At 63.7% G+C, this 20,979-nt stretch carries 24 protein-coding genes and 1 pseudogene; 17 read left to right on the forward strand and 8 right to left on the reverse strand.

Going from position 1 to position 20,979, the window contains the following annotated elements; genetic code table 11:
• The 3 genes from VK792_RS12305 to VK792_RS12315 form a co-directional block, all read left to right on the forward strand.
• Positions 1-321: TrbI/VirB10 family protein (locus VK792_RS12305; protein WP_326297807.1), on the forward strand; the 321-nt coding region annotated here is incomplete at its 5' end.
• A 1-nt stretch (position 322) separates the two neighbouring features.
• Positions 323-571 carry a DUF2274 domain-containing protein gene (locus VK792_RS12310; protein WP_326297808.1) on the forward strand — a complete coding sequence of 83 codons (249 nt, stop codon included), beginning with the start codon at positions 323-325 and terminating at the stop codon, positions 569-571.
• 48 nt (positions 572-619) lie between these two features.
• Complete coding sequence (locus tag VK792_RS12315) at positions 620-898, forward strand: hypothetical protein (protein WP_326297809.1); 279 nt, start codon at positions 620-622, stop codon at positions 896-898.
• Between the two features lie 113 nt (positions 899-1,011).
• On the opposite strand, the gene VK792_RS12320 is transcribed toward VK792_RS12315, so the two are convergent.
• Positions 1,012-1,884: a MurR/RpiR family transcriptional regulator gene (locus tag VK792_RS12320; RefSeq protein ID WP_326297810.1), complete on the reverse strand. Its 873-nt coding sequence runs from the start codon at positions 1,882-1,884 to the stop codon at positions 1,012-1,014.
• An 86-nt stretch (positions 1,885-1,970) separates the two neighbouring features.
• On the opposite strand from VK792_RS12320, the gene VK792_RS12325 reads away from it, so the two are divergent.
• Both VK792_RS12325 and VK792_RS12330 read left to right on the forward strand, forming a co-directional pair.
• Positions 1,971-2,723 (forward strand): COG4280 domain-containing protein, encoded by a 753-nt coding sequence (locus VK792_RS12325; RefSeq protein WP_326297811.1) that lies wholly within the window; start codon positions 1,971-1,973, stop codon positions 2,721-2,723.
• Positions 2,720-2,932: a hypothetical protein gene (locus VK792_RS12330; RefSeq protein ID WP_326297812.1), complete on the forward strand. Its 213-nt coding sequence runs from the start codon at positions 2,720-2,722 to the stop codon at positions 2,930-2,932. Before VK792_RS12325 ends, VK792_RS12330 begins: the two co-directional genes overlap by 4 nt.
• Positions 2,933-2,970: 38 nt before the next feature.
• Here VK792_RS12330 and VK792_RS12335 read toward each other — a convergent pair whose 3' ends face one another.
• Entirely contained in the window at positions 2,971-3,282 is a 312-nt protein-coding gene (locus VK792_RS12335; protein WP_326297813.1) for a rhodanese-like domain-containing protein, read from the reverse strand.
• Between the two features lie 51 nt (positions 3,283-3,333).
• Positions 3,334-3,642 carry an ArsR/SmtB family transcription factor gene (locus VK792_RS12340; RefSeq protein WP_326297814.1) on the reverse strand — a complete coding sequence of 103 codons (309 nt, stop codon included), beginning with the start codon at positions 3,640-3,642 and terminating at the stop codon, positions 3,334-3,336.
• Positions 3,643-3,723: 81 nt separating this feature from the next.
• On the opposite strand from VK792_RS12340, the gene VK792_RS12345 reads away from it, so the two are divergent.
• The 3 genes from VK792_RS12345 to VK792_RS12355 are packed head-to-tail and all read left to right on the forward strand — an operon-like array spanning position 3,724 to position 5,242.
• Positions 3,724-4,578 (forward strand): sterol desaturase family protein, encoded by an 855-nt coding sequence (locus tag VK792_RS12345; protein WP_326297815.1) that lies wholly within the window; start codon positions 3,724-3,726, stop codon positions 4,576-4,578.
• Positions 4,485-4,904 carry a MerR family DNA-binding protein gene (locus tag VK792_RS12350; RefSeq protein WP_435404853.1) on the forward strand — a complete coding sequence of 140 codons (420 nt, stop codon included), beginning with the start codon at positions 4,485-4,487 and terminating at the stop codon, positions 4,902-4,904. Before VK792_RS12345 ends, VK792_RS12350 begins: the two co-directional genes overlap by 94 nt.
• Positions 4,901-5,242 (forward strand): YnfA family protein, encoded by a 342-nt coding sequence (locus VK792_RS12355; RefSeq protein ID WP_435404852.1) that lies wholly within the window; start codon positions 4,901-4,903, stop codon positions 5,240-5,242. The genes VK792_RS12350 and VK792_RS12355 overlap by 4 nt, the downstream gene beginning before the upstream one ends.
• Before the next feature lie 121 nt (positions 5,243-5,363).
• Here the strand turns inward: VK792_RS12355 and VK792_RS12360 are convergent, their stop codons facing one another.
• The 4 genes and pseudogenes from VK792_RS12360 to VK792_RS12375 all read right to left on the reverse strand — a co-directional run bounded on the left by VK792_RS12360 (position 5,364) and on the right by VK792_RS12375 (position 8,561).
• Complete coding sequence (locus tag VK792_RS12360; RefSeq protein ID WP_326297816.1) at positions 5,364-5,972, reverse strand: cytochrome b/b6 domain-containing protein; 609 nt, start codon at positions 5,970-5,972, stop codon at positions 5,364-5,366.
• 72 nt (positions 5,973-6,044) lie between these two features.
• Positions 6,045-7,415: a sensor histidine kinase gene (locus VK792_RS12365; RefSeq protein WP_326297817.1), complete on the reverse strand. Its 1,371-nt coding sequence runs from the start codon at positions 7,413-7,415 to the stop codon at positions 6,045-6,047.
• A 20-nt stretch (positions 7,416-7,435) separates the two neighbouring features.
• A pseudogene (locus VK792_RS12370) lies at positions 7,436-8,106 on the reverse strand (winged helix-turn-helix domain-containing protein).
• A gap of 80 nt (positions 8,107-8,186) precedes the next feature.
• Positions 8,187-8,561 (reverse strand): PepSY domain-containing protein, encoded by a 375-nt coding sequence (locus VK792_RS12375; RefSeq protein ID WP_326297818.1) that lies wholly within the window; start codon positions 8,559-8,561, stop codon positions 8,187-8,189.
• Positions 8,562-8,754: 193 nt separating this feature from the next.
• Between VK792_RS12375 and mprF the strand changes: the two genes are divergently transcribed.
• From mprF to VK792_RS12420, 9 genes are all read left to right on the forward strand, one after another.
• Positions 8,755-11,340, forward strand: coding sequence for a bifunctional lysylphosphatidylglycerol flippase/synthetase MprF (gene mprF, locus VK792_RS12380; RefSeq protein ID WP_326297819.1), 2,586 nt, complete (start codon positions 8,755-8,757; stop codon positions 11,338-11,340).
• A gap of 4 nt (positions 11,341-11,344) precedes the next feature.
• Positions 11,345-13,378 carry a bifunctional DedA family/phosphatase PAP2 family protein gene (locus tag VK792_RS12385; protein ID WP_326297820.1) on the forward strand — a complete coding sequence of 678 codons (2,034 nt, stop codon included), beginning with the start codon at positions 11,345-11,347 and terminating at the stop codon, positions 13,376-13,378.
• A 122-nt stretch (positions 13,379-13,500) separates the two neighbouring features.
• The gene (locus VK792_RS12390; RefSeq protein ID WP_326297821.1) at positions 13,501-14,139 is read left to right on the forward strand and encodes a hypothetical protein; all 639 of its coding nucleotides are present in this window, start codon (positions 13,501-13,503) and stop codon (positions 14,137-14,139) included.
• Between the two features lie 7 nt (positions 14,140-14,146).
• A complete protein-coding gene (locus VK792_RS12395; protein WP_326297822.1) occupies positions 14,147-14,938 on the forward strand; it encodes a COG4705 family protein in 792 nt (263 codons plus the stop codon).
• A gap of 71 nt (positions 14,939-15,009) precedes the next feature.
• Positions 15,010-15,756 carry an ABC transporter ATP-binding protein gene (locus VK792_RS12400; protein WP_326297823.1) on the forward strand — a complete coding sequence of 249 codons (747 nt, stop codon included), beginning with the start codon at positions 15,010-15,012 and terminating at the stop codon, positions 15,754-15,756.
• Positions 15,753-16,685 carry an ABC transporter permease gene (locus VK792_RS12405; protein WP_326297824.1) on the forward strand — a complete coding sequence of 311 codons (933 nt, stop codon included), beginning with the start codon at positions 15,753-15,755 and terminating at the stop codon, positions 16,683-16,685. Before VK792_RS12400 ends, VK792_RS12405 begins: the two co-directional genes overlap by 4 nt.
• Positions 16,678-17,676, forward strand: coding sequence for an ABC transporter permease subunit (locus tag VK792_RS12410; protein ID WP_326297825.1), 999 nt, complete (start codon positions 16,678-16,680; stop codon positions 17,674-17,676). Before VK792_RS12405 ends, VK792_RS12410 begins: the two co-directional genes overlap by 8 nt.
• A 1-nt stretch (position 17,677) precedes the next feature.
• Positions 17,678-18,295 carry a hypothetical protein gene (locus VK792_RS12415; protein ID WP_326297826.1) on the forward strand — a complete coding sequence of 206 codons (618 nt, stop codon included), beginning with the start codon at positions 17,678-17,680 and terminating at the stop codon, positions 18,293-18,295.
• A gap of 148 nt (positions 18,296-18,443) precedes the next feature.
• Positions 18,444-18,974: a DUF1003 domain-containing protein gene (locus VK792_RS12420; RefSeq protein ID WP_326297827.1), complete on the forward strand. Its 531-nt coding sequence runs from the start codon at positions 18,444-18,446 to the stop codon at positions 18,972-18,974.
• 1,000 nt (positions 18,975-19,974) lie between these two features.
• Here VK792_RS12420 and purU read toward each other — a convergent pair.
• Positions 19,975-20,859, reverse strand: a complete 885-nt coding sequence (purU, locus tag VK792_RS12425; protein ID WP_326297828.1) for a formyltetrahydrofolate deformylase — start codon at positions 20,857-20,859, stop codon at positions 19,975-19,977.
• Between the last annotated feature and the right edge of the window lie 120 nt (positions 20,860-20,979).

Raw genomic sequence — 20,979 nt, forward strand, 5'->3', positions numbered from 1 at the left:
TTCCCAGCCATCGCTGATCCTCCAATTGCGGGACAAATCTATCCCAGTTGGTGGACCACTTTCAGGGGGCTATTCCAGGCCAGTATCCTGCGCGCCGCCGGGCTTTCGACCTTGCTGGCGGTCGGCGCGGAGCTCTCCCTCGACGAGGAAGACCGTCTCGCCCGTGCCCTCCGCGACGGAGCCCTCGACACGATCAACGAGTCCGGACAACGCATCGTCCAACGCCAACTCGAGGTCCCGCCGACCCTCACAATCCGCCCAGGCTTCCCCGTCCGTGTGATCGTCACGCGCGATCTCGTCTTCGCGCCACCCGGAGGCTGACATGACCAAGCTGAAACTCGGTCCGATCCCAGATAACAAGCCTGTGAAGCTGAACGTGGAAGTGCCCGCAGAGTTGCATCGCGACCTGATCGCCTATGGTGCAATCCTCGGCCGGGAGGCCGGACAGGGGCCGATCGAACCGAAGAAGCTGATTGTTCCCATGCTGGAACGATTCATCGCGACGGATCGTGGCTTCGCCAAGGCGCGTCGATCGCTCCCGAAACGTGAGATGGCGAAGCAAGAACCATGATCCATGACTCCGGTTCCCATAAACTCCGAGTCGACACAACCGGATGGCTTGACCATCGGTCTGGTGATGGATGGTGGCGATTTGGGCAAGATTTCAATTATTTGGGCGATGCTGTGTGCGATGCATGCTCATGTTTCGATCGCGCAATCCGTGCTGGGTCGCATTTTTTCTTGGATTGCCAGGCTGGAGCCAAGGCGTTCACGAATTCCCATGCGGACAAGTGGCCCACGACGCAGGAAGCGCCGAAACCTGCGGTATGGAATTGGTCGTGTTCCGGAATGGTTCCTTGGTCAGTCCTTCGGAGAAATTTCTGTTGCCAGCGTCTGAGCTCCAGTCGGCACGAGTGTGTTGTTAGCGCCAAACTTGAAGAGCGACCGAAACCGACTGTCCGCGAGAAATGGGTGGAACTGATGCTTTGGGAGCCCAGGGCCCTTGTCCGGTTATAACCCCATGCCGGACCCCGAAAGTGCTTCGCGGGCGGCGTTCAGATCCTCGAGCGCCGCCTTCGTCCTGTCGGGTTCGGCCGCCGAAATCGCGAGGAGGAGACCCTCGAGCAAGGCGAGCGTTCCCGCGTGCAGGCCGAAACCGCCTGTGCGGCCGCGGGGCACGCGCACGAGGATGCTGGCGCGCGGGTCGGGAAGGCGCGGCCCGTTCGAGGTGATCAGGAGGGAGCGAAGGTTTAGGCGCGAGGCCCGGTCGAACAGAGCCCGAACCTCGGGATAGGGGCGATCATAGGCCAGGGCCACGACTGCGTCGCCGGCGCCAATCCCCACGAGATCGTCGGCAAACTGAAGGCCGGTGCGCGACAGGGCTCGCGCGTCGAAGCCGAGTCGCCCCAGCTGCGCCGCGAAATACCCGGCGATGAAACCTGACGGCCCGATTCCGAAGACGTGGATCCGGCGCGCGTTAGCAATTGAGCTGACGATGTCCGAAACCACCGCGTCCTCCAGCGCCTCGATGGCGTCCAGCGATGCGCGCAAGGCCTGTGCCGATGTCTGCAGGCCCGGGACAGTGCCAGGCAGGGCAAGTTCGCTCGCCATGCGGTCCGCCAGCGTCAGGTCGCGGCGCAGATCCTCGGCCAGGGCATGGCGCAGATCGGCCAGCCCGGCATAGCCGAGCTTGCGCGCGGTTCGGATCACGGTGGCGTCGCTGGTCCCCGCGGCCGCGGCGATCTCCGCGGCCGAGGCATGCAGGGCGGTCTCACGATTGCGGGCGAACCAGTCGATGAGGCGCGACTCGGCGGGCGAAACCGCCGCGTCGAGGGTGGAGATTCGGTCGGAGAATGTGGCCTTGCTCATGTTCACGACATACATGTTGCAAACACTACAAGCAAGATGTAGTAATTACGACAAGCGAGTCGCAACCGGATCGCAACCAAGCGCAAGATGGGGAGGATCCCATGCCGCCGGATTTCTGGACTGTCCTGTTTCCCGCCGTCACGGCGGCCTTCCTCGCCTCGATCGTCGAGGTGGTGGAAGCGTTCACCATCGTGCTGGCCGTCGGCACCACGCGGGGATGGCGACCGGCCATCGTCGGGACCGCCGCAGCGCTCGCGGTCCTTGGCCTCGTCGTCCTGATCCTCGGGCCGGCGCTGCGCTTTATTCCGATTCAGGCCCTGCAACTGGTCGTCGGCATCCTGCTGCTCCTGTTCGGCATGGGCTGGCTCAGGAAAGCCGTGCTTCGCTCGGCCGGTGTCATCGCCTTGCATGACGAGACCCTGGCCTTTGACGAGGAAACAGCAGAGCTTTGCGCGCAGACGGGGTCGCCGCAGACATTGCAGTGGATCGCCGGGATCGCCGCCTTCAAGGCGGTGCTGCTGGAAGGGCTTGAGGTCGCCTTCATCGTCGTCGCCGTCGGCGCCGGAAAGGGTCTCTTGTGGGAGGCTTCGCTCGGTGCCCTGGCAGCCTGCGCTCTCGTCCTGATCGTGGGCGCGGCCGTGCACAAGCCATTGTCGCAGGTGCCCGAGAACACGCTGAAGTTCAGTGTGGGCGTCATGCTGTCCGCCTTCGGTGTCTTCTGGATCGGCGAAGGGCTGGGCGCGGAATGGCCCGGGGCCGATCTTGCGCTCCTGCCTCTGGCGGCGCTGTTCCTGCTGTCTGGCATCGGCCTTACGCGTCTTGCGCGCACCACTTCAGAAAGGAGCCTCGCATGACCATCCTCGGCGACGTATTCAAGGAACTTCTCAAGATGTTCGTGGCCGACCTGCGGCTCACGCTGGCGGTCCTCGGCGGCGTAGTCCTGGTGGCCATCCTCATGGACAGGGGGGGACTCGGACCCATTGGCGGAGGTCTGGCGCTCGCTGCCGGGTGCGTGCTGGTGCTCGGCGAAGCGGTCCTGCGCGAGGCTCGAAGGTGTAAATGACCTTGGCAGCGTTTTGAAACCGGCCGGAATCGGTCTCTTCAGTTTGCACCTAGGTGAACCGGCCTTCCCTCCTCGCGCCATTCGGGCAGGCCACCGTCGAGCCGGCGGGCGTTGAGTCCCTTCCGTCGCAGGGCGGCAACGGCCTGGTGGGCGTACACGCAGTATGGGCCACGGCAATAGGCGACGATCTTGGCCTCGGGAGCGAGCCCGGACAGGATTCGCTCCAAGTCCGCCACATTCACGTTGCGCGCGCTTGGGATATGCCCCGTGGCGTATTCGTCAGCCGGTCTCACGTCGATCACCGTGACAGAGTCCTCGGCGAGCCGTTCTGCCAGTTCGGTGCGGCTCATCGGCTCGGGCGCGTCGTCGCCACCAGAGAGACCGCGCAGGATGCGCTCGACTTACGCCAGATTCCGTTCGGCGACGATGCGTAGAAGGTCCATCAACGCCAGGGTCTTCGCGTCCGATAGCCGATAGATCACCGCTTTGCCGTCGCGCCGGCTGGTGACGAGCCCTGACCGGCGCAGCTGCTGAAGATGTTGCGAGCAGTTGGCAAACGTCAGGCCGGTCTTCTCCGCAAGCGTTTCCACGCCGCGTTCCCCCTGTGCGAGTTGCTCCAGGATCGACAAACGTGCCGGTGCGGAAAGTGCGCGCGCGACAAGCGCGTATTCCTCCAGCAGGGCGAGTTTCGGGCTGATTGACACGGGCATGCTCCGGACGATATATCAATCAAGTGATAGATTGAATAATAGCGATTCCATCGCCCATCACAAGGCCTGCGATACGAGCCTATGTCCGAGACGATCCTCGCTGCCGAGCCGACAATCCGCCTTGCCGCCTTTCTGGGCGTCCTTTTGGCCATGGCACTGTGGGAGGTGGCGGCACCGCGTCGACGCCGGGATATTCCTCGGGTGATCCGCTGGACGAACAATATCGCACTCGTCGTGATCGATACGGTGATCCTGAGGCTCAGTTTCCCGATCCTCGCGGTCGGGCTCGCGGTGATGGCCGAAGATCGCGGCTGGGGTCTGTTCAACAACATCGGCGCCCCGGCCTGGGTTGCCGTTATCGTCTCGATGCTGCTGCTCGATCTTGCGATCTACCTCCAGCACGTCCTGTTCCACGCGGTGCCGGGGCTATGGCGGCTGCACCGGATGCACCATGCCGATCTCGACTTCGACGCAACGACAGGGTTACGGTTCCATCCCGTCGAGATACTGATCTCCATGGGCATCAAGCTCGCAGTGGTGACCGCGCTCGGTCCACCGGCGGTCGCGGTCCTACTGTTCGAGGTCGTCCTGAACGTCACCGCGCTTTTCAACCACGCCAACATCGACCTACCGCGGCCTGTGGATCGCGTTCTGCGCTGGTTGGTCGTGACGCCCGACATGCACCGGGTCCACCATTCCGTCGATCCGCGGGAGACCAACTCGAATTACGGCTTCAACCTGCCGTGGTGGGACCGGCTGCTCGGCACCTATGTCGCCCAGCCCGCCAAGGGACATGAGAGGATGGACATCGGCATCGAGCAATTCCGCACGCGCCGCGATCTCTGGCTCGACCGGATGCTGGTCCAGCCGCTGCAAGGACCGGCCAGCGGCCACGCACTCGACCCGCGCATCACGACGAGAGAGCTCGGCGAATGACCTCCCGAGACTTCAGGCGCGATATCCGTGAGAGCATCCGGCACGCGCGCGACCTGGGGTTTACGCTCGAGGCGATCCGCGACCTTCTCAGCCTCTCGGACAACCCCGATCAATCTTGCGCGGCCGCAGATACCATTGCGAGGGCGCAGCTTCTCGAAGTTGAAACCCGCCTCGCGCGGCTGACGGCTCTGAAGATCGAGCTTGAACGCATGGTCGTGCAATGCGCAGGCGGGCGGATCGCCGACTGCCGGGTCATCGAGGTGTTGGGGGACCATTCGCTCTGCGCCACGGACCATCGGCATCCCGAAACCGAGGTCACGTCATGAACATTCCGGCGACACTCGCAATCTACGCCGGGGCTGCTCTGGCGGAAATCGCCGGTTGCTTTGCGTTCTGGTCCTGGATGCGAAAGGGCGCGGGTGCTATTTGGCTGCTTCCCGGACTGCTCAGCCTTGCCGTATTCGCCTGGCTCCTGACGCTGGCACCCGCCGAATTCGCGGGACGCGCCTATGCAGCCTATGGCGGGGTCTACATACTTGCTTCTCTCGCATGGCTTTGGTCGGCCGAGGGCCGCCGTCCGGATGTCTGGGATATTGCAGGCGGGGCTGTTTGCCTGATCGGCGCCGCGATCATCCTGTTCGCGCCGAGAATCGCGGGAGACTGACGAGTTATTCTCAAAGCCTGTTGAACGCGCGTTCGTTTGGGACACCGTAAGTTGCAGGCCTACGTTAATTTTTTTGTGGGCTCGATTCGTTCTTGCCGCCGCCATGAACGTTCGTGCGTCCTCAGCGTTTGAACCTCCACATCTTGCCCAGAGGAGCCGACCTTGCAAAGTGATGAATTGTCGCCATGCCGGCATGGGCGATCAGATAGACCCAGACGAGGTTGGCGAGTGCGAAGTGAACGGTCATGGCCAGCGAACCATCGGGCTCGAGCGATTGAAGGCCCGCCCAGACCTGCGCTGCGTAGACACCGCCGCTGACGGCCATTGTCGTCATCAAGAGTAGACCGAAGCCGTGGACGGCCGATGCGAGGGGGCCGGTTTCCTCGCAGGCAGGTAGGCTTCCCTGGACACCGGTACGCAAGTGGTTGCCCAAGTCGGCCGCGAAGGCGCGGCGACGCTCGCCTGAGAACCATGGGAAAAGTGCCGAGGGAGCCGTCCCCCGACGCCGGAACACTAGGGTCATCCAGAACAGGAAGGCAAAGGCCAGCGCCGCGAAACCGGAATAGCGGTGAAGCTGGAAGATCGCGTCGCCTGCCGCGGTGTCGGTCGGGCCCTGCATGATGAGGCTTGTGGCAAGTTGGGTGGAGATGGACAGGGCGAGCCCAGCATGAACCAGCCGAGTGGCATGTGCGTGTTGATCCGGATCGGGAGTTTCGAATGCGAGGGACATTGGAGAGATGCCTTGCTGGCGGGTTCTTCCCCTCATATGGCAGCCGCCGTCCCGGATTGCCTTGCCGCCACCTTACGCTTTCGTAAGAACCGTTGCCTCCGGCGCGAGCGGCTGGAAAACCATCGAAACCCGCAGCCCTGGCGCGTTGTCCTCTAGAACCAGCTCGGCCCGATGCAGAGCGGCAATGGCTGCGACAAGGCTGAGTCCCAGCCCGGTTCCCGGAACCGACCGACTCGCATCGAGCCGGACGAACCGCTCCAGCACCCGGGCGCGGTCGGCTTCGGGAATGCCCGGCCCATTGTCCGAAACCTCAAGGAAAGGCCGCGCATCGCGCAGGCCAGCCCTGATCCGGACTTGTGCCGGGGGCGGGCAATGCTCGATGGCGTTGGCAACTAGGTTCGTCAGGGCCTGCGAGAGCATGTCCTCGTCTCCCTGCACCTCGATGAGTATCGTGGGCAAGTCGAGATAAAGGGTATGACCCTTTTCCTCGGCCGAGGCCTGCAGGATTTCGTGAACCGAGCTGGCCAGTACCGAAAGGTCGATGGAATCGTTGTGCCGCTCTACCGTGCCGGATTGCAGGCGGGCAAGACGGAGGATCGCATCGAATGTCGCCGAGATTGCGTCGATGTCCATGAGGGCCGAGCCGATTTCATGCCGGGTCTCAGTCGGCACGTCGGAGGACAGGGCCTGAGGCTCAAGCCGCATCCGGAGCCGTGCGAGTGGTGCACGCAGGTCGTGCGCGACATCGGTGGAGACCTGCCGGATCGACGCAACGCCTGCTTCTAGACGTTCCAGCATCCGGTCCACTCGGGCCGCGAGCGCAGCCAGATCATCGTTGCCGCTGTCCGCTATACGGCGGTCGATTCTGCCTTCGCCGACCTCGTCCAGAACCTGATCCATCCTGTCGATCCGCCTTTCGTTCTTGCGGGCTATGATGACCGCCAGGCCCATGGACAGAAGCGCGGCAAGCACCAGCGACGAGGCGGTAGTCTGGATCAGGATTTCGCCGCTTTCAGCCACCCAGGCTTCGTCCCGTGCCGCAATGACCCAACCGAGTTCGGTCCGGATGCCGTAGGCAAGATAGGCCTCGGCACTCTCTGTGCCGGTCACGTCGCTTTCTGGAATGTCCTGACCGACCAACAGCCGTCGCGCGCCTTCGAACGGATCGGTAACATGCAGTGATCCGAGCACCTGACCCGATCCAACATCGACGAATGCATAGAGGCTTGCACCGTCGCGACTGGATCGCACTTGAGCGAGGATTTGTTCCCGCAGGTCAGTCCTGTCCCCTGTCGCCGCGATTTGGGCAAGGCTTTCCGCGCTGGACCGCACATCGGCCGATAGGCGCGCGGTCATCTCCCGCGACAGGAACAGATAGGAGAGCCCTCCCGCGGACAGCGTGCCGATGGCGAACACCGCCGACAGCGCCAGCGCGAAGCGCATCGACCATGACAGAGGCCGCCTCATGGCTGAAGCACGTAGCCGACCCCGTGCAGCGTGACGAGGTAGTGCTTGTCGAAGGGCTTGTCGATCTTGTTGCGCAGCCGGCTGATATGGGTTTCGACGACGCTTGTCTTGGGATCGAAGTGCAACCCCCAGACCGACTCAAGCAGCACGGTGCGGGTCTGAACGCGGCCGGGCCGCTCCATGAAGTGCTTCAGGAGGAGGAATTCACGGGGCTGAAGGTCGATCTTCTCGCCATCTCGCGTCACTTCGCGTTTCAGCAGATCGAGCCGCAGGTCGCCGATCACCAGTTCAAGCACCTCGTCGCGTGTCGCCGGTCGGCGGCAAATCGTGTCAATCCGTGCAAGCAGTTCGACGAAAGCGAAAGGTTTCACGATGTAATCGTCGGCACCACCCCGCAACCCGGCGACCCGGTCATCGACCGCGCCCATCGCGTCAGCAGGATCGTGGGTGTGTCGATCTTGGCCGCGCGCAGCGACTTCAGCACGGAAAGACCGTCGAGCCCCGGCATCATCCGGTCGAGGATCAAGAGCTCGTAGTCGCCCGACATCGCCTGCGAAAGCGCGTCCTTCCCATCGGTCAGATGGTCGACGACATGGCCTTCCCCGGAGAGACCCTTCACCACGTAGGCGGCTGTTTCGCGATCATCTTCCGCCAAAAGGATCTTCATGCGGTGCCGTCTTTCCAATAACGAGTCCCGGCCGCCAGACGCGGCCGGGCAATGGTCTGAATTTTCGAGGGGACGTTGGATCAGCCGTCGTTTGTTTCGCCGTCCTGATCTTCGTCATCCGGGCCGTCGCCCTCATCGTCGTGATCATCCATAGACGAAGACAGTGCCGAGGCGAAGACGTTGCCGGTGTTGGCGTCGATCAGAACGGTCCAGGGCTGTCCGTCGCCGCCGATCACCACCGCCTCGTAGGCCGCGCGCCCGTTCTCGTCGCCAAAGGCGACGGCCGCCAGCGTGCCGGCATGTGCCTGAAGTGCGGCATCGCTTGCCTGCTGGATCGTGAGCGATGCGGAGCGGAACATGTCGAGCTCGCTCTGGTCCATGGTTTCGGCCGATGCCGCGAACGGCAGGGCCCCAAGGAGCGCGGCGGGCAGGAGGATCATGGTCTTGCGAAGCATGGGATAGGTTCCTTGTAGAGCACAGGTCTCGTCGCCTGCATTCTACAATTGAGAACCGGTTCCATGGATCGCTTTTCCGGCTTTTTACAACTTCGTAAGAACAAGGCATTTGGGAGATTTGCGGTTTTCAGATAGGGTTTCCCGAGGGTACTCACATCCCGATCACCGAAACGCCGAGCGGACCGGAGTGGGGATGCCCCGACTGAACTTGCAATTCCTGCGAAGCGCCGCGCCCATCATTCTGGGCGCCGGTCTCTTCGCCTTGGGGCTCTATGCACTCTATCACCTCCTGAAGCCCGTCAACCCGGCTGACGTCGCAGCGCAGATCAGGGCGACTCCAATGGGTGCGCTTGCCGCAGCGCTCGGGGCCACCGCCATCGGGTACGTCGCGCTCATCTTCTATGACTGGTTCGGCCTACGGTTCATCGGGAAAACGCTCGACCGGGGCATCGTGGCGCTGGGCGGCTTCCTCGGCTATGCCTTCGGCAACACGATTGGCGTCAGCGTCATCTCCGGCGGCGCGGTGCGATACCGGATCTATTCTGCCGTCGGCCTGAACGTGTTCGAGGTGGCTGCCGTTTCGGGTTACATCGCCGCCGCCCTCGGCACCGGATTGACCCTCGTTGGCATCTCGGCCCTTGCCGTCCATCCCGGCGCAGTCGGTGCCTGGCTCCCATATGCCCCATCGACTATCCAGATCGTTGCCGCCGGGATTACCGCGGTTTCGGTTGCCCTCATCGCCTGGATGTCCGTCTCGCAGCGTTCGCTGAGCATTCGCGGTCATGAACTGCACCTGCCGCCGCCTGCCGACCTTGCCGGACAACTTGTCGTCACCCTGATCGACATCGCCGCTGCCTCGTTCGCCTTGTGGGTTCTTTTGCCCGCGGGAAAGCCCGACTACGCGACCTTCGTCGCCGTCTATGCCGCTGCGACGATGATCGGTGTGCTCAGCCACGTGCCCGGCGGCATCGGTGTCTTCGAGACGGTGGTCATCGGCACGCTGCCGGCCTCGGTGCCGGTCGGGGATGCGGCCGCAGCGCTGCTCCTCTTCCGGTTGGTTTACTATCTGGTACCATTCGCACTGGCGTTCCTGCTGGTCGCCCTGAACGAGATCCGGCTGGCGAGTGGGTTCGGCAGCCGCCTTCTTGCCCGGGCGCCGGCCCTGCAACCGGCCTTTGCCACGCTGCACGGGTTCTCGCCGGGCCTCGTTGCGACCGTAGCCTTCGGGTTCGGAGCATGGCTCCTGCTGATCACGATGTTGCCTTCTATGCGCGCGGAAGCGATGGCGGAAGGCGACCTCGTCGGTGTGCTTCTGCTCGAAGGCGGAACCCTCGCGTCGGCGATCGCAGGCGTCGCGCTGATCATCGTGTCGCATGGCCTCGCGCGCCGGGTTTCCTCGGCCTGGTGGTTCGCCATCGGTGCGCTGTTGGCCGGGGCTGTCGCGTCGCTGCTGAACGATTTCGGGTTCGAGAACGCGGCTTTCCTAATGGCCGGTGCGCTTCTGCTCCTGCCGTTCAGGAAAGCCTTCGACCGACCCGGCCGCCTGACGGCCGGCGTCTTCGATGCCCGTTGGTTCGCTACGGTCATCGGCGTAGGGGTCGCAGCCGCCGCGTTCTTCTTTTTCGTGCACAAGGCCGTCCCGTATTCGAATGACCTGTGGTCGGAGTTCTCGCACGACTCGAACACACCCCGCGCGCTGAGGGCGGGGCTCGCGGCGACCGCGCTCATGTTCTTTTTCGGGATCTACCTCCTGACGCGTCCGATCCGGCGGAAACCGCCCGAGGAGGCGCGGCCAGAAGTGATGTCCCTGGCCGCCGTCCTGTGCGACATGTCCGAAGATCCGCAGGCCTGGCTGAGCCAGACCGGCGACAAGCGGTTCCTGTTTTCCGAAACGGGTCATGCTTTCATCATGTATGCCGTCCGGGGCGGATCGTGGATTGCGCTCGGCGATCCGGTTGGCGATCGGGCTGAGTTCGAGGCCCTTGTCTGGTCCTTCGCCGACCAGGCCGTCCGGTCCAACGCGCGCCCCGTCTTCTACGAGGTCAGCGCGCGCAACCTTGGGCTCTGGGTCGAACTCGGCCTGACGTTGCACAAGGTCGGAGAGGAAGCGGTCGTCCGGCTTCCCGAGTTCAGCCTGGCGGGCGGTCGGTTCAAGACCATGCGCGCTGCGATGAACAAGCGCCAGCGGGACGGGTACGAGTTCACCATGTTGACATCGCCCCATACCCCCGAACTCACTGCAGAACTTCGTGCAATCTCGGATGCGTGGCTCGGCGGCAAGACTGGACGCGAGAAGGGTTTTTCTGTCGGGCGCTTCGATCCGGACTACCTGGCGCTGTTCGACATCTCGGTTGTGCGAAAGGACGGTCGCATCGTCGCCTTCGCCAATATTCTGGCCTCAAAGAGCGGCGCACACTTGGCCGTCGATCTGATGCGCTATCTGCCCGAAGAGGCCTCGGGCCTCATGGAATACATGTTCCTCAGCCTGATCGAACACTACAAGGCGAAAGGAGCGCTGGAATTCAGCCTCGGCACCGCACCGCTCTCGGGGCTGTCCGATCGCTCGGTCGCGCGATCGTGGAACCGTTTCGGGCGGCTGATCTATCGTCACGGCGGCGCATTCTACAACTTCGAGGGGCTCAGGACCTTCAAGCAGAAGTTTCAGCCGGACTGGCGCCCGCGCTATCTGGCGCTGCCGCCCAACGTCTCGCCGATGCGCGTAATGGGTGACGTGGCCCTCCTGATCGCGGGCTCCGCGCGCGGCCTGATCGGGAAGTGACTTCATGACCTTGTCTCTCGACCAGATCCTCCCTTCACTCCAGGCGCTTGGCGTTCTCAGTTACTGGCTCATCGGCCTGGGTTCGATGCTCGAAGCGTTCTTCGTCACCGGCGTCGTCGTTCCCGGAACACTGATCGTGGATGCCGGCGGCATCCTCGTCCAGCGCGGGTTGCTCGACTTCTTCGATCTCGCCTGGTTCGTCGCGCTGGGGTCGGTCCTCGGATCGGAACTGAGTTACTGGACCGGCAAGCTGGCCATGAACCGCCTTCCGGGCCGCCGACGCATCGGGCAGTCCACCGCTTTTGCCCGCGCCAAAGGACTTTTCGAGAGGCGGGGCGGAATGGCGCTGGTGATCGGCCGGTTCCTCGGGCCGGTGGCGGGGCTCGTGCCGCTCGTCGCGGGCATGGCGGACATGGACCGCCGCAAGTTCCTGATCTGGAACATCTTGGGCAGCATTCCCTATGCGCTTGCCCATGTCGCCATCGGCTTTTTCCTGGGCGATGTCATGGGCCGGATCGGCGGATCGCTGACCCGGGTCGCTGTACTGACCGGTATCGTTCTTCTGGCGCTGCTCATCCTCTGGACCACGCTCTATTCGGCGCTGAGACTCCTGCCGCTCGCATGGGCGGTCATGTCTGCCGCGCTGCGCAATCTCGCGGACCTGCCTGCGGTGCGGCGCCGGATCGCTGACCACCCCGAGACGGCACGCTGGGTCGAGGCGCGACTCGACCGAAATGCGTTTTCGGGGCTGACGCTCAGCCTTCTGACGGTGGTCTTTATCTACATCGGTGCCATCTGGATCGATTCCGTCTTCGAGTTTCTCGTCGGCGATCCATTGCTTGGGCTCGACACACGTCTGTCCGAACTGATCCACCATTTCCAGTCACCGGGTCCGATCCGGGTGGCGTCGTTCATCACCGCAGTTGGCGGCTGGCAGGTCGTTCTGCCGGTCATGGTGGCAGCGCTGATCTGGCTGATGACGGAAGGGCGGCGCGCGCTCGCGGTTGGACTGGCGGTTTCGGTGGCCGGAAACACCGTCACCGTCGCGGTGCTCAAACTTGCCTTCGGGCGTCCGCGTTCGCCCCTCGGTGTCTTCGCCGAGACCTCTGGCAGCTTCCCCTCCGGACATGCTGCGGCTTCGGTCGCAGCTTATGGAATGCTGATGTATGTCGTCTGGCGGGCGGGGAGGCTCCGTGCCGAGACGGCGCTTCTGCTGGCCGGCCTGATGGCCTTCGCCATCGGCGTCAGCCGCATCTACCTGATCGAGCACTACCTCAGCGATGTCCTGAACGGCTGGCTGGTCGGTGCGCTTTGGGTCACTGTCGGCATCGCGATTTCGGAATGGCGTTTGTCGTGGACATCCGTCGAGACGGCGCCGATGGCCCGCAGGGCAAGGCTCGCAGCACTCGCGCTGGCCGCAGGACTGGCCGTCCTGGCCGCGTCAAACGTCTGGCGCTATGACCATCCCCGCAATGCGCCTGTCCAGGTCGCGGATCAGGTTCTGTCAGATGCTGCTGCTCTGGCGCAAATGGGCCTCCCTGCGCAAACCGAGTCGCTGATGGGCTCGCCGGTGCATCCGGTCTCGCTCGTCGTTTTCGCCCGAGACGAGATTGCTCTTGCCGCTGCTGTCCTCGCATCGGACTGGACAGCGGCGCAGCTGCCGACCCCTGGCCTTGTCTTCGACGCAATTTTCGCGGCGGTCGGCGGCAGCGAAGATCCAACGGTCGAGACCGTCTCGCATTTCTGGCGCGGGCAGCCCAACGATCTCGCCTTCGTGCAGCGCGCGCCCGGGGCGACGCCTTCGCTGGCCGATCCGAGACTCCGCTTCTGGCGCACCGAATTCGTCACCGCCGATGGGTTGCGCGCCTTCGTCGGAACCCTGGGTGTCGACGAGGCGGGGGAGACGGAAACGATGCAGACCATTGGGGCCAGCCCGATGCTCCGAGATACGCTTGTTCAGGGCCTTGTGGCACGTGGCGCGACCGTCCTCGCCGCGTCGCACACATCGGACAACGTCGTGTCCCTCGTCCTGCCCTGAGGAAAATCGGCTTCTTACCAAAGTGTAAGAAGCACGCCAGACGCTTCGGGAAAGTCCCTGTCATCCAAGCACTCACGGACCTCGATTGGAGGCCCGTCGTGCATTCAGACAGGATGTCTCCCATGAATTCTACCCTTAGAAACCTTGCCTTGTCGGCGACGCTGATCGCCGTCCCGGCCGCAGGGTTCGCGCTGGCCGAGATGATGATCTCGCCAGCCGTCCACGGGACAGCCGCAGCCCGGTCGCCCGGTCTGGGTGATCTCTCGGCCTACACGAGCATCGTGAACGACACCCAGACCATCGCCGCCACCGGCGATTTCGCTGCCGCCGAACACCGCATCACCGACCTTGAAACCCTGTGGGACCAGAACGCCTCGGCCCTGCGGCAGGTCGACCGTGCCGCCTGGAATACAGTCGATGCGGCAGCCGACGAGACGTTCTCGGCCTTGCGCGCGGGCCTACCCGACCAGGCGACGGTCGATGCCGCGCTTTCGGCCCTGTCCACCGCGCTCGATGCCCCCGTGCCAGCCGCGGCCACCGGGCCCGTTCAATACGTCTCGGGCATCGCCGTGACCGACGAGAGCGGCCGCGCAATCCCCTGCGAGGACCTCATCGGGCAACTTCGCACCGCGATCGGCAGCACCACACCTGTCGCCGCGGTCGCCGATCTGCAAGCCAAGGCGCTCGAGCGCTGCAATGCCGATGATGACGCCCATGCCGATGCCTTCTCGGCGCAGGCGCTGGCCCTTCTGAACGGATGATTTCATCATGACCGACGCAACTTTCGCCGATTTCGACCGCCCCGTACCGCAGCCCGCGGGCGTGAACCGGGTGCCCGAAGTCACACCCGGCTTCTGGCTGATCAAGCTCATGGCCGTGACCATGGGCGAAACCGCCGCCGACTTCCTCGCCGTGAACCTCGGTCTTGGCCTTGGCGCGACGACGGTCCTGATGACCGCCGTTCTTGTCGCTGCCATGCTCTGGCAGTTCCGCCAGAAGGCCTATGTGCCGGCCGTCTACTGGATCGCGGTGATCCTCATCTCGGTCGTCGGCACGCTGATCACCGATAACATGACCGACGCGCTCGGCATCCCGCTCATCACCTCGACCATCGGCTTCACGCTCGCGCTCGCCGCCACCTTCGCGGTCTGGTTCGCGGTCGAGCGGACGCTGTCGATCCACGAGGTCTTCACCTTCCGGCGCGAGGCCTTCTACTGGCTGGCGATCCTGTTCACTTTTGCCCTAGGAACGGCCGTGGGCGACCTGGTTTCCGAGGCCTTCGGCGTCGGCTTCGCGGGGACAGGCGTCCTGTTCGGGCTGATCATCGCGTCGCTCGCTCTCGGCTACTTCGCGCTTGGCCTCGGGGGCATGTGGGCCTTCTGGCTGTGCTACATCTTCACCCGCCCGCTGGGCGCTTCCTTCGGCGACTTCCTGGCCCAACCGGCCGAGTTCGGCGGCCTCGGGCTTGGCACCATCGTCACCAGCCTTGCGTTCCTCGCCGTGATCGCCGGGACCGTCATGCTGATGACCAGCAGGGCCGCGCCCGACCTCGCGGAGTGACCTGCCACCCCCGAAACACCTGCGGTTCCGGCCGACGCCGGAGCCGCGCCTTCCCCGAAAGGACCTCGGCCATGACCAACATCATTCCCGCCGTCTCGACCACCGGCCTCAGCAAATCCTACGGCGACACAGTTGTACTGCATCCCCTGACGCTCGACGTGCCCAAGGGGGAAGTCTTCGGCTTTCTCGGCCACAACGGGGCCGGAAAGACCACGACGATCCGCCTGCTGACCACACTACTCGCGCCCAGCTCGGGAACCACGCGTGTCGCCGGTCATGACGTCGTATCCGATCCGCTCAAGGTCCGAGCCGCGATCGGGTATCTGCCGGAAAACGTGCGTCTCTACGACCGGTTCACGACGCGCGAGAACCTGACCTTCTTCGCCCGCCTGTCGGGCGTCGCGAACCCGGTGGACGCCGTAAGGGAAACGCTCGACTTCCTCGATATCGCACCACTGGCCGACCGCCGAGTCGGCACTTTTTCCAAGGGCATGCGGCAGCGCGTCGGCCTTGCGCAGGCCATCCTGCACGCGCCGCAAGTGCTGTTCCTGGACGAGCCGACCTCGGGCCTCGATCCGATGGGGGTGCGCCAGCTTCGCGAGATCATCGAGAAGCTGCACGCGCGCGGCATGACGATCTTCATGAACACACATCTTCTTTCCGAAGTCGCGCGGAGCTGCACGTCGATCGGGGTGCTGGCCCATGGCAAGCTGGTCTTCCATGACAGCATGCAGGCGGTCGCGGACAAATACGACGAGCGCAGCCTCGAAGACCTCTATGTCGGCGTGGCCGCGCGCACGCCGGAGGTGGCGGCATGACCCCGGCGCGGTTCATCGCGAGGCAGTCCCTGGCCGGGCTCACGCGGGACAGGAGCGTCCTGATCCTTATCGCCTTTTTCGCGGCAATGGTTCTGGTCACGGCCTGGCTCGGCTGGTCTGCAACGAACACCGTCAACGCCATCTATGCCGACGCCGCCACGTACCTGTCCGCCTCGGGCCAGCCTGTGCCGCCAAACCCGGTCAGTCAGACCGCTTCGCTGGCAGTGCTGCGTAACCTCGGCGTCTACATCAGCCTGATCGGCGCCTTCGGATCCATCGTGATCGGTCAGCTTCTGATCGAGACCGACCGGCGAGCCGGAACCTTGCCGCTGATCGGCGCCCGCCCGTTCGAGCGCCGCGACCTTGCCCTTGGCAAGATGCGGGCGCTGGTGACGGCAACCGGGGCGATGATGGCGGTCGCCGGGATCATCTCGGTCGCCACGCTTGTCACCATCCCGTCCCTGGTCGTCGGACCGGGGGACCTTCTACGCCTCGCGCTGTTCCTGGTTGCCGGATGGGCCTACATCACCATCTTCGGGTTCCTGGCGCTTGGTGCCGCCGCCCGGATGCCCGCCACCGCGAGCGGCCTGATCGCGGCAACCGTCGTCTGGCTGGTCGTCACCTTCGTCCTGCCCGAACTGACCGCGAACGTGCATCCGACCGCCGCGATCAACCCGGTCTCGACGCTGGCGAACACACCTGACTTGGGTTTCTTCCATGTGATGTCGCGGGTCCTGGGGCCGCTGTCGCTGGCCGAGGGCTTTGCCTGGCTGTCGGGCGATCTCCTGAGTTTCCTGCCCGATGGTCTCGCGCCCCGGGGTCCGATCCCGCCGGCGGTGACGCTTTCGGTGGCTCTGATCCTCGCCGGGCTCTTCGCCGCGCGCTCTGCCGCGAAACTCGATCTCAATGCCGGGGGCCCCGATGCCTGAACTCCTTCCCAGCCTTTCCAGCAGCGTCACGACCATTGCCTTGCGCGATGCCCGCGAACAGCTGCGCGACCGGTTTCTCCTCTGGGCAGTGCTTTCGCTCGTGGTCGCCGCGATCGTTTCCGCCGTGACCGGCGCGATCGCCCTTCATGGTGATGCGGCAACCTACGCAATGGCCCGCGACCAACTGCTGGCGCTTGGCCGGGACGCGTCCTCGATCGCGCCGCCGGAATTCTATCCGCTCAAGCTCTTGCGCGGCACGATCGAGCAGATCGAGATCATGGGCGCCGTCATCGCCTTGATTGCAGGCTACCGGGCCGCCGCGGCCGAGCGGGGACGACAGACGCTTGCGCTGATCCTGACCCGGCCCATGCCGCACTGGACCTACAAGCTGGCCAAGCTGATCGGGGGGCTGAGCCTTGCGGCAGCCTCGCTTGGCATCGCCTTCGCCGCGATGGCGGCCCTCCTGCCTCTGATCTCCGGGGTCGCGCTGACGGGGGGCGATCTGCTTCGCCTCGCGCTCGCCTGGGGTGCGGGCGTCCTGTATCTGTCCGCGCTCTTCACGCTCGGTTTCGGTCTCAGCCTCTGGGCGAAAAGCCCCGCCAGCGGCCTCATCTACGCCTTCGCGCTCTGGATCCTCGTAGTCCTCGTCGCCCCGCAGATCGGCGACACCATGGACCCCGACAACCAGGTCGCGGGCGGCGTCTTCGCGCAGCTGTCGGTTCCGCGCGCCGAGCAGGACCGGATCAAGGCCGGGTTCGCCGGATACGAGAGCTTTCGCAACGGGATCGAGGTCGCTTCCGTCACCAAGCACTTTGAACGCTTCACCTTCGCGATCCTCGGCATCAAGGACACCTATACCGGCACGCCCATCGCCGACGTGATGGCCGACAAGCGCGGCGACCTTCTGTTCCTCTTTTTCTTCTCCCTCGGGCTTGGCGGCCTCGTGCTGCTCCGGCCCATCAACCCAGACCGTCTGACAAAGGAAAACTGACATGAAGACGATCACCTTGACGACCCTCGCCGCCCTTCTTCTGGGCACCAGCCTTGCGCATGCCCAGGCGGCGTCCACGGATACCGACGGCGACGGCGTGCCGGACATCTCCGAGCCGCTGCTGCACACCGATCCGATGAACCCGGATACCGACGGGGACGGCGTGACCGACCTTGCCGATGCCGATCCGGTGAATGCGCAGAGCCCGATCATGGAGGGCGGCGCGCCCGCGACCTATCGGATCGGCGAGTTGCTGGTAGAGAACAACTACGATCCTGCGACACGTTCCGACGCCCCCGATCACCTGGAAATCCAGGTCTTCAACGACGGCGCCGCCGATCTGACGGCGCTCACGGTCTACTATACGATCACGGACGCCGATAGCGGTGCGATGGAAAGCTATATCTACCATCCCGAGGTTACCGTGCCTGCGGGGGGAGAGGCCCGAATCCATGCGGACGAAGGCACGGCGCCTGGCCATCTGCGGGCCAACCCCAACTCGATCTACCTGACCAGCCTCGCCGGCAAGCATGTCACGGTGTCTGTCCAGGCCGACGGCTTCGCCGCGGTGCAGGGCGCGGTCGAGAAGGATCCGGGCGGCGCCGAAACCGCGGACTGATCGTCCCGGCGCTGGACTGTGATGGGGTGTTCCTCCAGAGATCGGAGCCATCACGTACACCGCCGGGTGCCGAATGGAGAAGCGGATGCCGGGATCATCGGCTCCGCACCTCGGCAGCTCCGGCCGGCAGTTGGCGAAGGAGCCATGCATGAGCGATGACACCGAGGCGCGGCAGCCCTATCCTGCGAGACCAGGACGGCATTTCCACTGGCCGACACACCACGCCACGTCAGTCTTCGGCGATGACTGGTTCGGCAAACGTGCGGAAACCTTTGCCCGGTTTTTCGGAACGCCCGTCTTCCTCATCGCGCAAACCATGATCGTGGGCGCATGGATCCTGATCAACGTTGGCGGGTGGACCAGCTTCGATCCTTATCCCTTCATTCTTCTGAACCTCATGTTCAGCCTTCAGGCGGCATATGCTGCGCCGCTGATCCTTCTTGCCCAGACGCGACAGGCGGATCGCGACAAGCTGGACGCCGCAGCCGATGCCCAGCATCGCGAGGCCCTGGCCGCGGCCTCGGAGCAACGCCAGACCATTGCCGCACAGCAGACGGCTCAGCTTGTCGAGTTGATGAAACAAAATACCGAACTGACAGAGCTTACGCGTGATCTCAGCGAGCGCATCGAAAAGATGACAAGTGAGGTACACGGGAAGGTTCTTGCGGGCGGAAGTTGACATGCTTGCCGCTACAGCATGATCGCGAATTGGTCGTTGCCAGCGCGGGCCCGGCACTCACACCACCGTATTGCTACATCGATCGGCAGTTGGGCCCTTCAAAAGAGCCAGCGGCCCTCGGCCCGGGTTTTTCGTCATGGCGCTTCTTAGCTCGCGCGGCAAGTCCTTCGAGGACTTGGATCTCAGGACGACTTCTGGGACGCGATGCTTTGGGGGATCGGACCGAAGCAGTAACGATATGAGGCGGTTGGGCAGCTCGCATGTGCGGCCGGTGTGCGCGGGATGTTTTTCGCGCCTTTGTAGGCGCCAAGGCTGGAAAACGCGGATCGCCTTATTCTCGAAGCGGCCGACATGTCTACGCCGCAATCCGCGGGACCACCCTCTCAACCAACCGCAGAAATCGTGAGTTGCAAGCCCCCGCAACCAATCCCCTCGAGAAACCATATTGATTTCAGTGTCTTGGCGAGCGGCGAGCAATCGCCCGTCATTTGGTTCCAGCGATATCAATGACTTAGCGCCGTAGGTGCAAATCACCCCGCAACCAACTGTGACGGAGTAGAATAGCGGCCCTTCGGCGCCATTTGGTGATGGGTGATTTCGCCTCGTTGGCGAATTCTGTTTTTTGCAATTTGTGGCCGAAACCCCAGTTCAATTGCCGAGCCAGGTTGCAGCGGCGGGTTTGGGCGTTCATGCGGTCTGCGAAACGAGGGCCGCCGGGTCGCGTGGTTTGCGGGCCGCGGAATAGGAACGCTTTAGATCACCCTATCCCACATGCTTATTGTCTAATGCACAGCAAGAGTCTTGGTACCTACCACTTCATGCACCAAACGCCTGAGATATCGCGATGTTGGTTCGGTTTCCTGAGACCAGACTCACACTCCTGACCGCCGCCCATCGAACAGCACATGGCTTGGAAGCGGCCCTATTGGACATGCACGTTCCGAGCATGAAGGAGTCCATGAACGCGGGCGACATCATCAAAATTTGCCACGCGATGGCGTCATCCCATCCTTTCCGACGCGAAAGTTCCAGGCGATGCGGGGAACACAACCGTCTTGCTTCCATTCAGGAAGACCCGGCCATTGACATGTGCATGGATGGCGCGTGCAAACACCTGCGCCTCGACATCGCGGCCCAGCGACACGTAATCCTCGGGCGATTGGGCGTGGGTCACACGGGTGATGTCCTGTTCGATGATCGGCCCCTCGTCGAGGTCGGCGGTCACGTAATGCGACGTCGCCCCGATGAGCTTCACACCCTTCTCAAATGCCTGCTTATAGGGGGTCGCGCCCTTGAATGAGGGCAAGAAGGAATGGTGGATGTTGATGATCCGCCCCGACATTTCGCGGCACATGCGATCCGACAGGATCTGCATGTAGCGCGCCAGAACAATCAACTCGGCGCCGGTTTCCTCGACCACGGACATGATCCGCGCCTCAGCTTCGGGTTTGTTGTCGGGCGTGACGCGGATGTGGTGGAACGGGATGTCGTGGTTCACGACGAGTTTCTGATAATCCATGTGGTTCGAGATCACCGCCACGATCTCGACCGGCAAGGCGCCGATGCGCCAGCGATAGAGCAGGTCGTTGAGGCAATGGCCAAAGCGCGAGACCATGATCACCATTTTGCGCTTGGCGGTTTCGTCGAAGAACTCGGCCTGCATGTCAAAGGCGGTGGATACGGTGCCGAAGGCTTCGGTCAGGGCGGGGATGTCTTTTCCGTCCTCTGACAGGAAGCTTACGCGCATGAAGAAGTTTCCGGTCTCCGCGTCGTCGAATTGCGCACTGTCGGTGATGTTGCACCCATGTTCGGCCAGGAAGGTCGAGATCGCGGCGACGATACCGCGGCGGCTTTTGCAGGTGACGCGCATGGCAAATTTGGACATTGGACGGCGAGCTTTCGTGTCGTGTGAGAAGGCAAAGGGAAGGGAAGATAGCTGGTGATCGAAGAAAATGTCCTGCGCGTGACCGCGCAGGACCGGGGTAAAGCTAAGGGTCGCAGGACC

Origin of the sequence: Mesobacterium hydrothermale (assembly GCF_035818635.1) — a bacterium.
GTDB lineage: Bacteria > Pseudomonadota > Alphaproteobacteria > Rhodobacterales > Rhodobacteraceae > Mesobacterium_A > Mesobacterium_A hydrothermale.

Excerpts from the sequence above, each read along its gene's own strand:
- VK792_RS12310 (WP_326297808.1), top strand. The coding sequence starts at position 323 with ATGACCAAGCTGAAACTCGGTCCGATCCCAGATAACAAGCCTGTGAAG.
- VK792_RS12320 (WP_326297810.1), bottom strand. The coding sequence starts at position 1,884 with ATGTATGTCGTGAACATGAGCAAGGCCACATTCTCCGACCGAATCTCC.
- VK792_RS12325 (WP_326297811.1), top strand. The coding sequence starts at position 1,971 with ATGCCGCCGGATTTCTGGACTGTCCTGTTTCCCGCCGTCACGGCGGCC.
- VK792_RS12330 (WP_326297812.1), top strand. The coding sequence starts at position 2,720 with ATGACCATCCTCGGCGACGTATTCAAGGAACTTCTCAAGATGTTCGTG.
- VK792_RS12335 (WP_326297813.1), bottom strand. The coding sequence starts at position 3,282 with ATGAGCCGCACCGAACTGGCAGAACGGCTCGCCGAGGACTCTGTCACG.
- VK792_RS12340 (WP_326297814.1), bottom strand. The coding sequence starts at position 3,642 with ATGCCCGTGTCAATCAGCCCGAAACTCGCCCTGCTGGAGGAATACGCG.
- VK792_RS12345 (WP_326297815.1), top strand. The coding sequence starts at position 3,724 with ATGTCCGAGACGATCCTCGCTGCCGAGCCGACAATCCGCCTTGCCGCC.
- VK792_RS12355 (WP_435404852.1), top strand. The coding sequence starts at position 4,901 with ATGAACATTCCGGCGACACTCGCAATCTACGCCGGGGCTGCTCTGGCG.
- VK792_RS12360 (WP_326297816.1), bottom strand. The coding sequence starts at position 5,972 with ATGTCCCTCGCATTCGAAACTCCCGATCCGGATCAACACGCACATGCC.
- VK792_RS12365 (WP_326297817.1), bottom strand. The coding sequence starts at position 7,415 with ATGCGCTTCGCGCTGGCGCTGTCGGCGGTGTTCGCCATCGGCACGCTG.
- VK792_RS12375 (WP_326297818.1), bottom strand. The coding sequence starts at position 8,561 with ATGCTTCGCAAGACCATGATCCTCCTGCCCGCCGCGCTCCTTGGGGCC.
- mprF (WP_326297819.1), top strand. The coding sequence starts at position 8,755 with ATGCCCCGACTGAACTTGCAATTCCTGCGAAGCGCCGCGCCCATCATT.
- VK792_RS12385 (WP_326297820.1), top strand. The coding sequence starts at position 11,345 with ATGACCTTGTCTCTCGACCAGATCCTCCCTTCACTCCAGGCGCTTGGC.
- VK792_RS12390 (WP_326297821.1), top strand. The coding sequence starts at position 13,501 with ATGAATTCTACCCTTAGAAACCTTGCCTTGTCGGCGACGCTGATCGCC.
- VK792_RS12395 (WP_326297822.1), top strand. The coding sequence starts at position 14,147 with ATGACCGACGCAACTTTCGCCGATTTCGACCGCCCCGTACCGCAGCCC.
- VK792_RS12400 (WP_326297823.1), top strand. The coding sequence starts at position 15,010 with ATGACCAACATCATTCCCGCCGTCTCGACCACCGGCCTCAGCAAATCC.
- VK792_RS12405 (WP_326297824.1), top strand. The coding sequence starts at position 15,753 with ATGACCCCGGCGCGGTTCATCGCGAGGCAGTCCCTGGCCGGGCTCACG.
- VK792_RS12410 (WP_326297825.1), top strand. The coding sequence starts at position 16,678 with ATGCCTGAACTCCTTCCCAGCCTTTCCAGCAGCGTCACGACCATTGCC.
- VK792_RS12415 (WP_326297826.1), top strand. The coding sequence starts at position 17,678 with ATGAAGACGATCACCTTGACGACCCTCGCCGCCCTTCTTCTGGGCACC.
- VK792_RS12420 (WP_326297827.1), top strand. The coding sequence starts at position 18,444 with ATGAGCGATGACACCGAGGCGCGGCAGCCCTATCCTGCGAGACCAGGA.
- purU (WP_326297828.1), bottom strand. The coding sequence starts at position 20,859 with ATGTCCAAATTTGCCATGCGCGTCACCTGCAAAAGCCGCCGCGGTATC.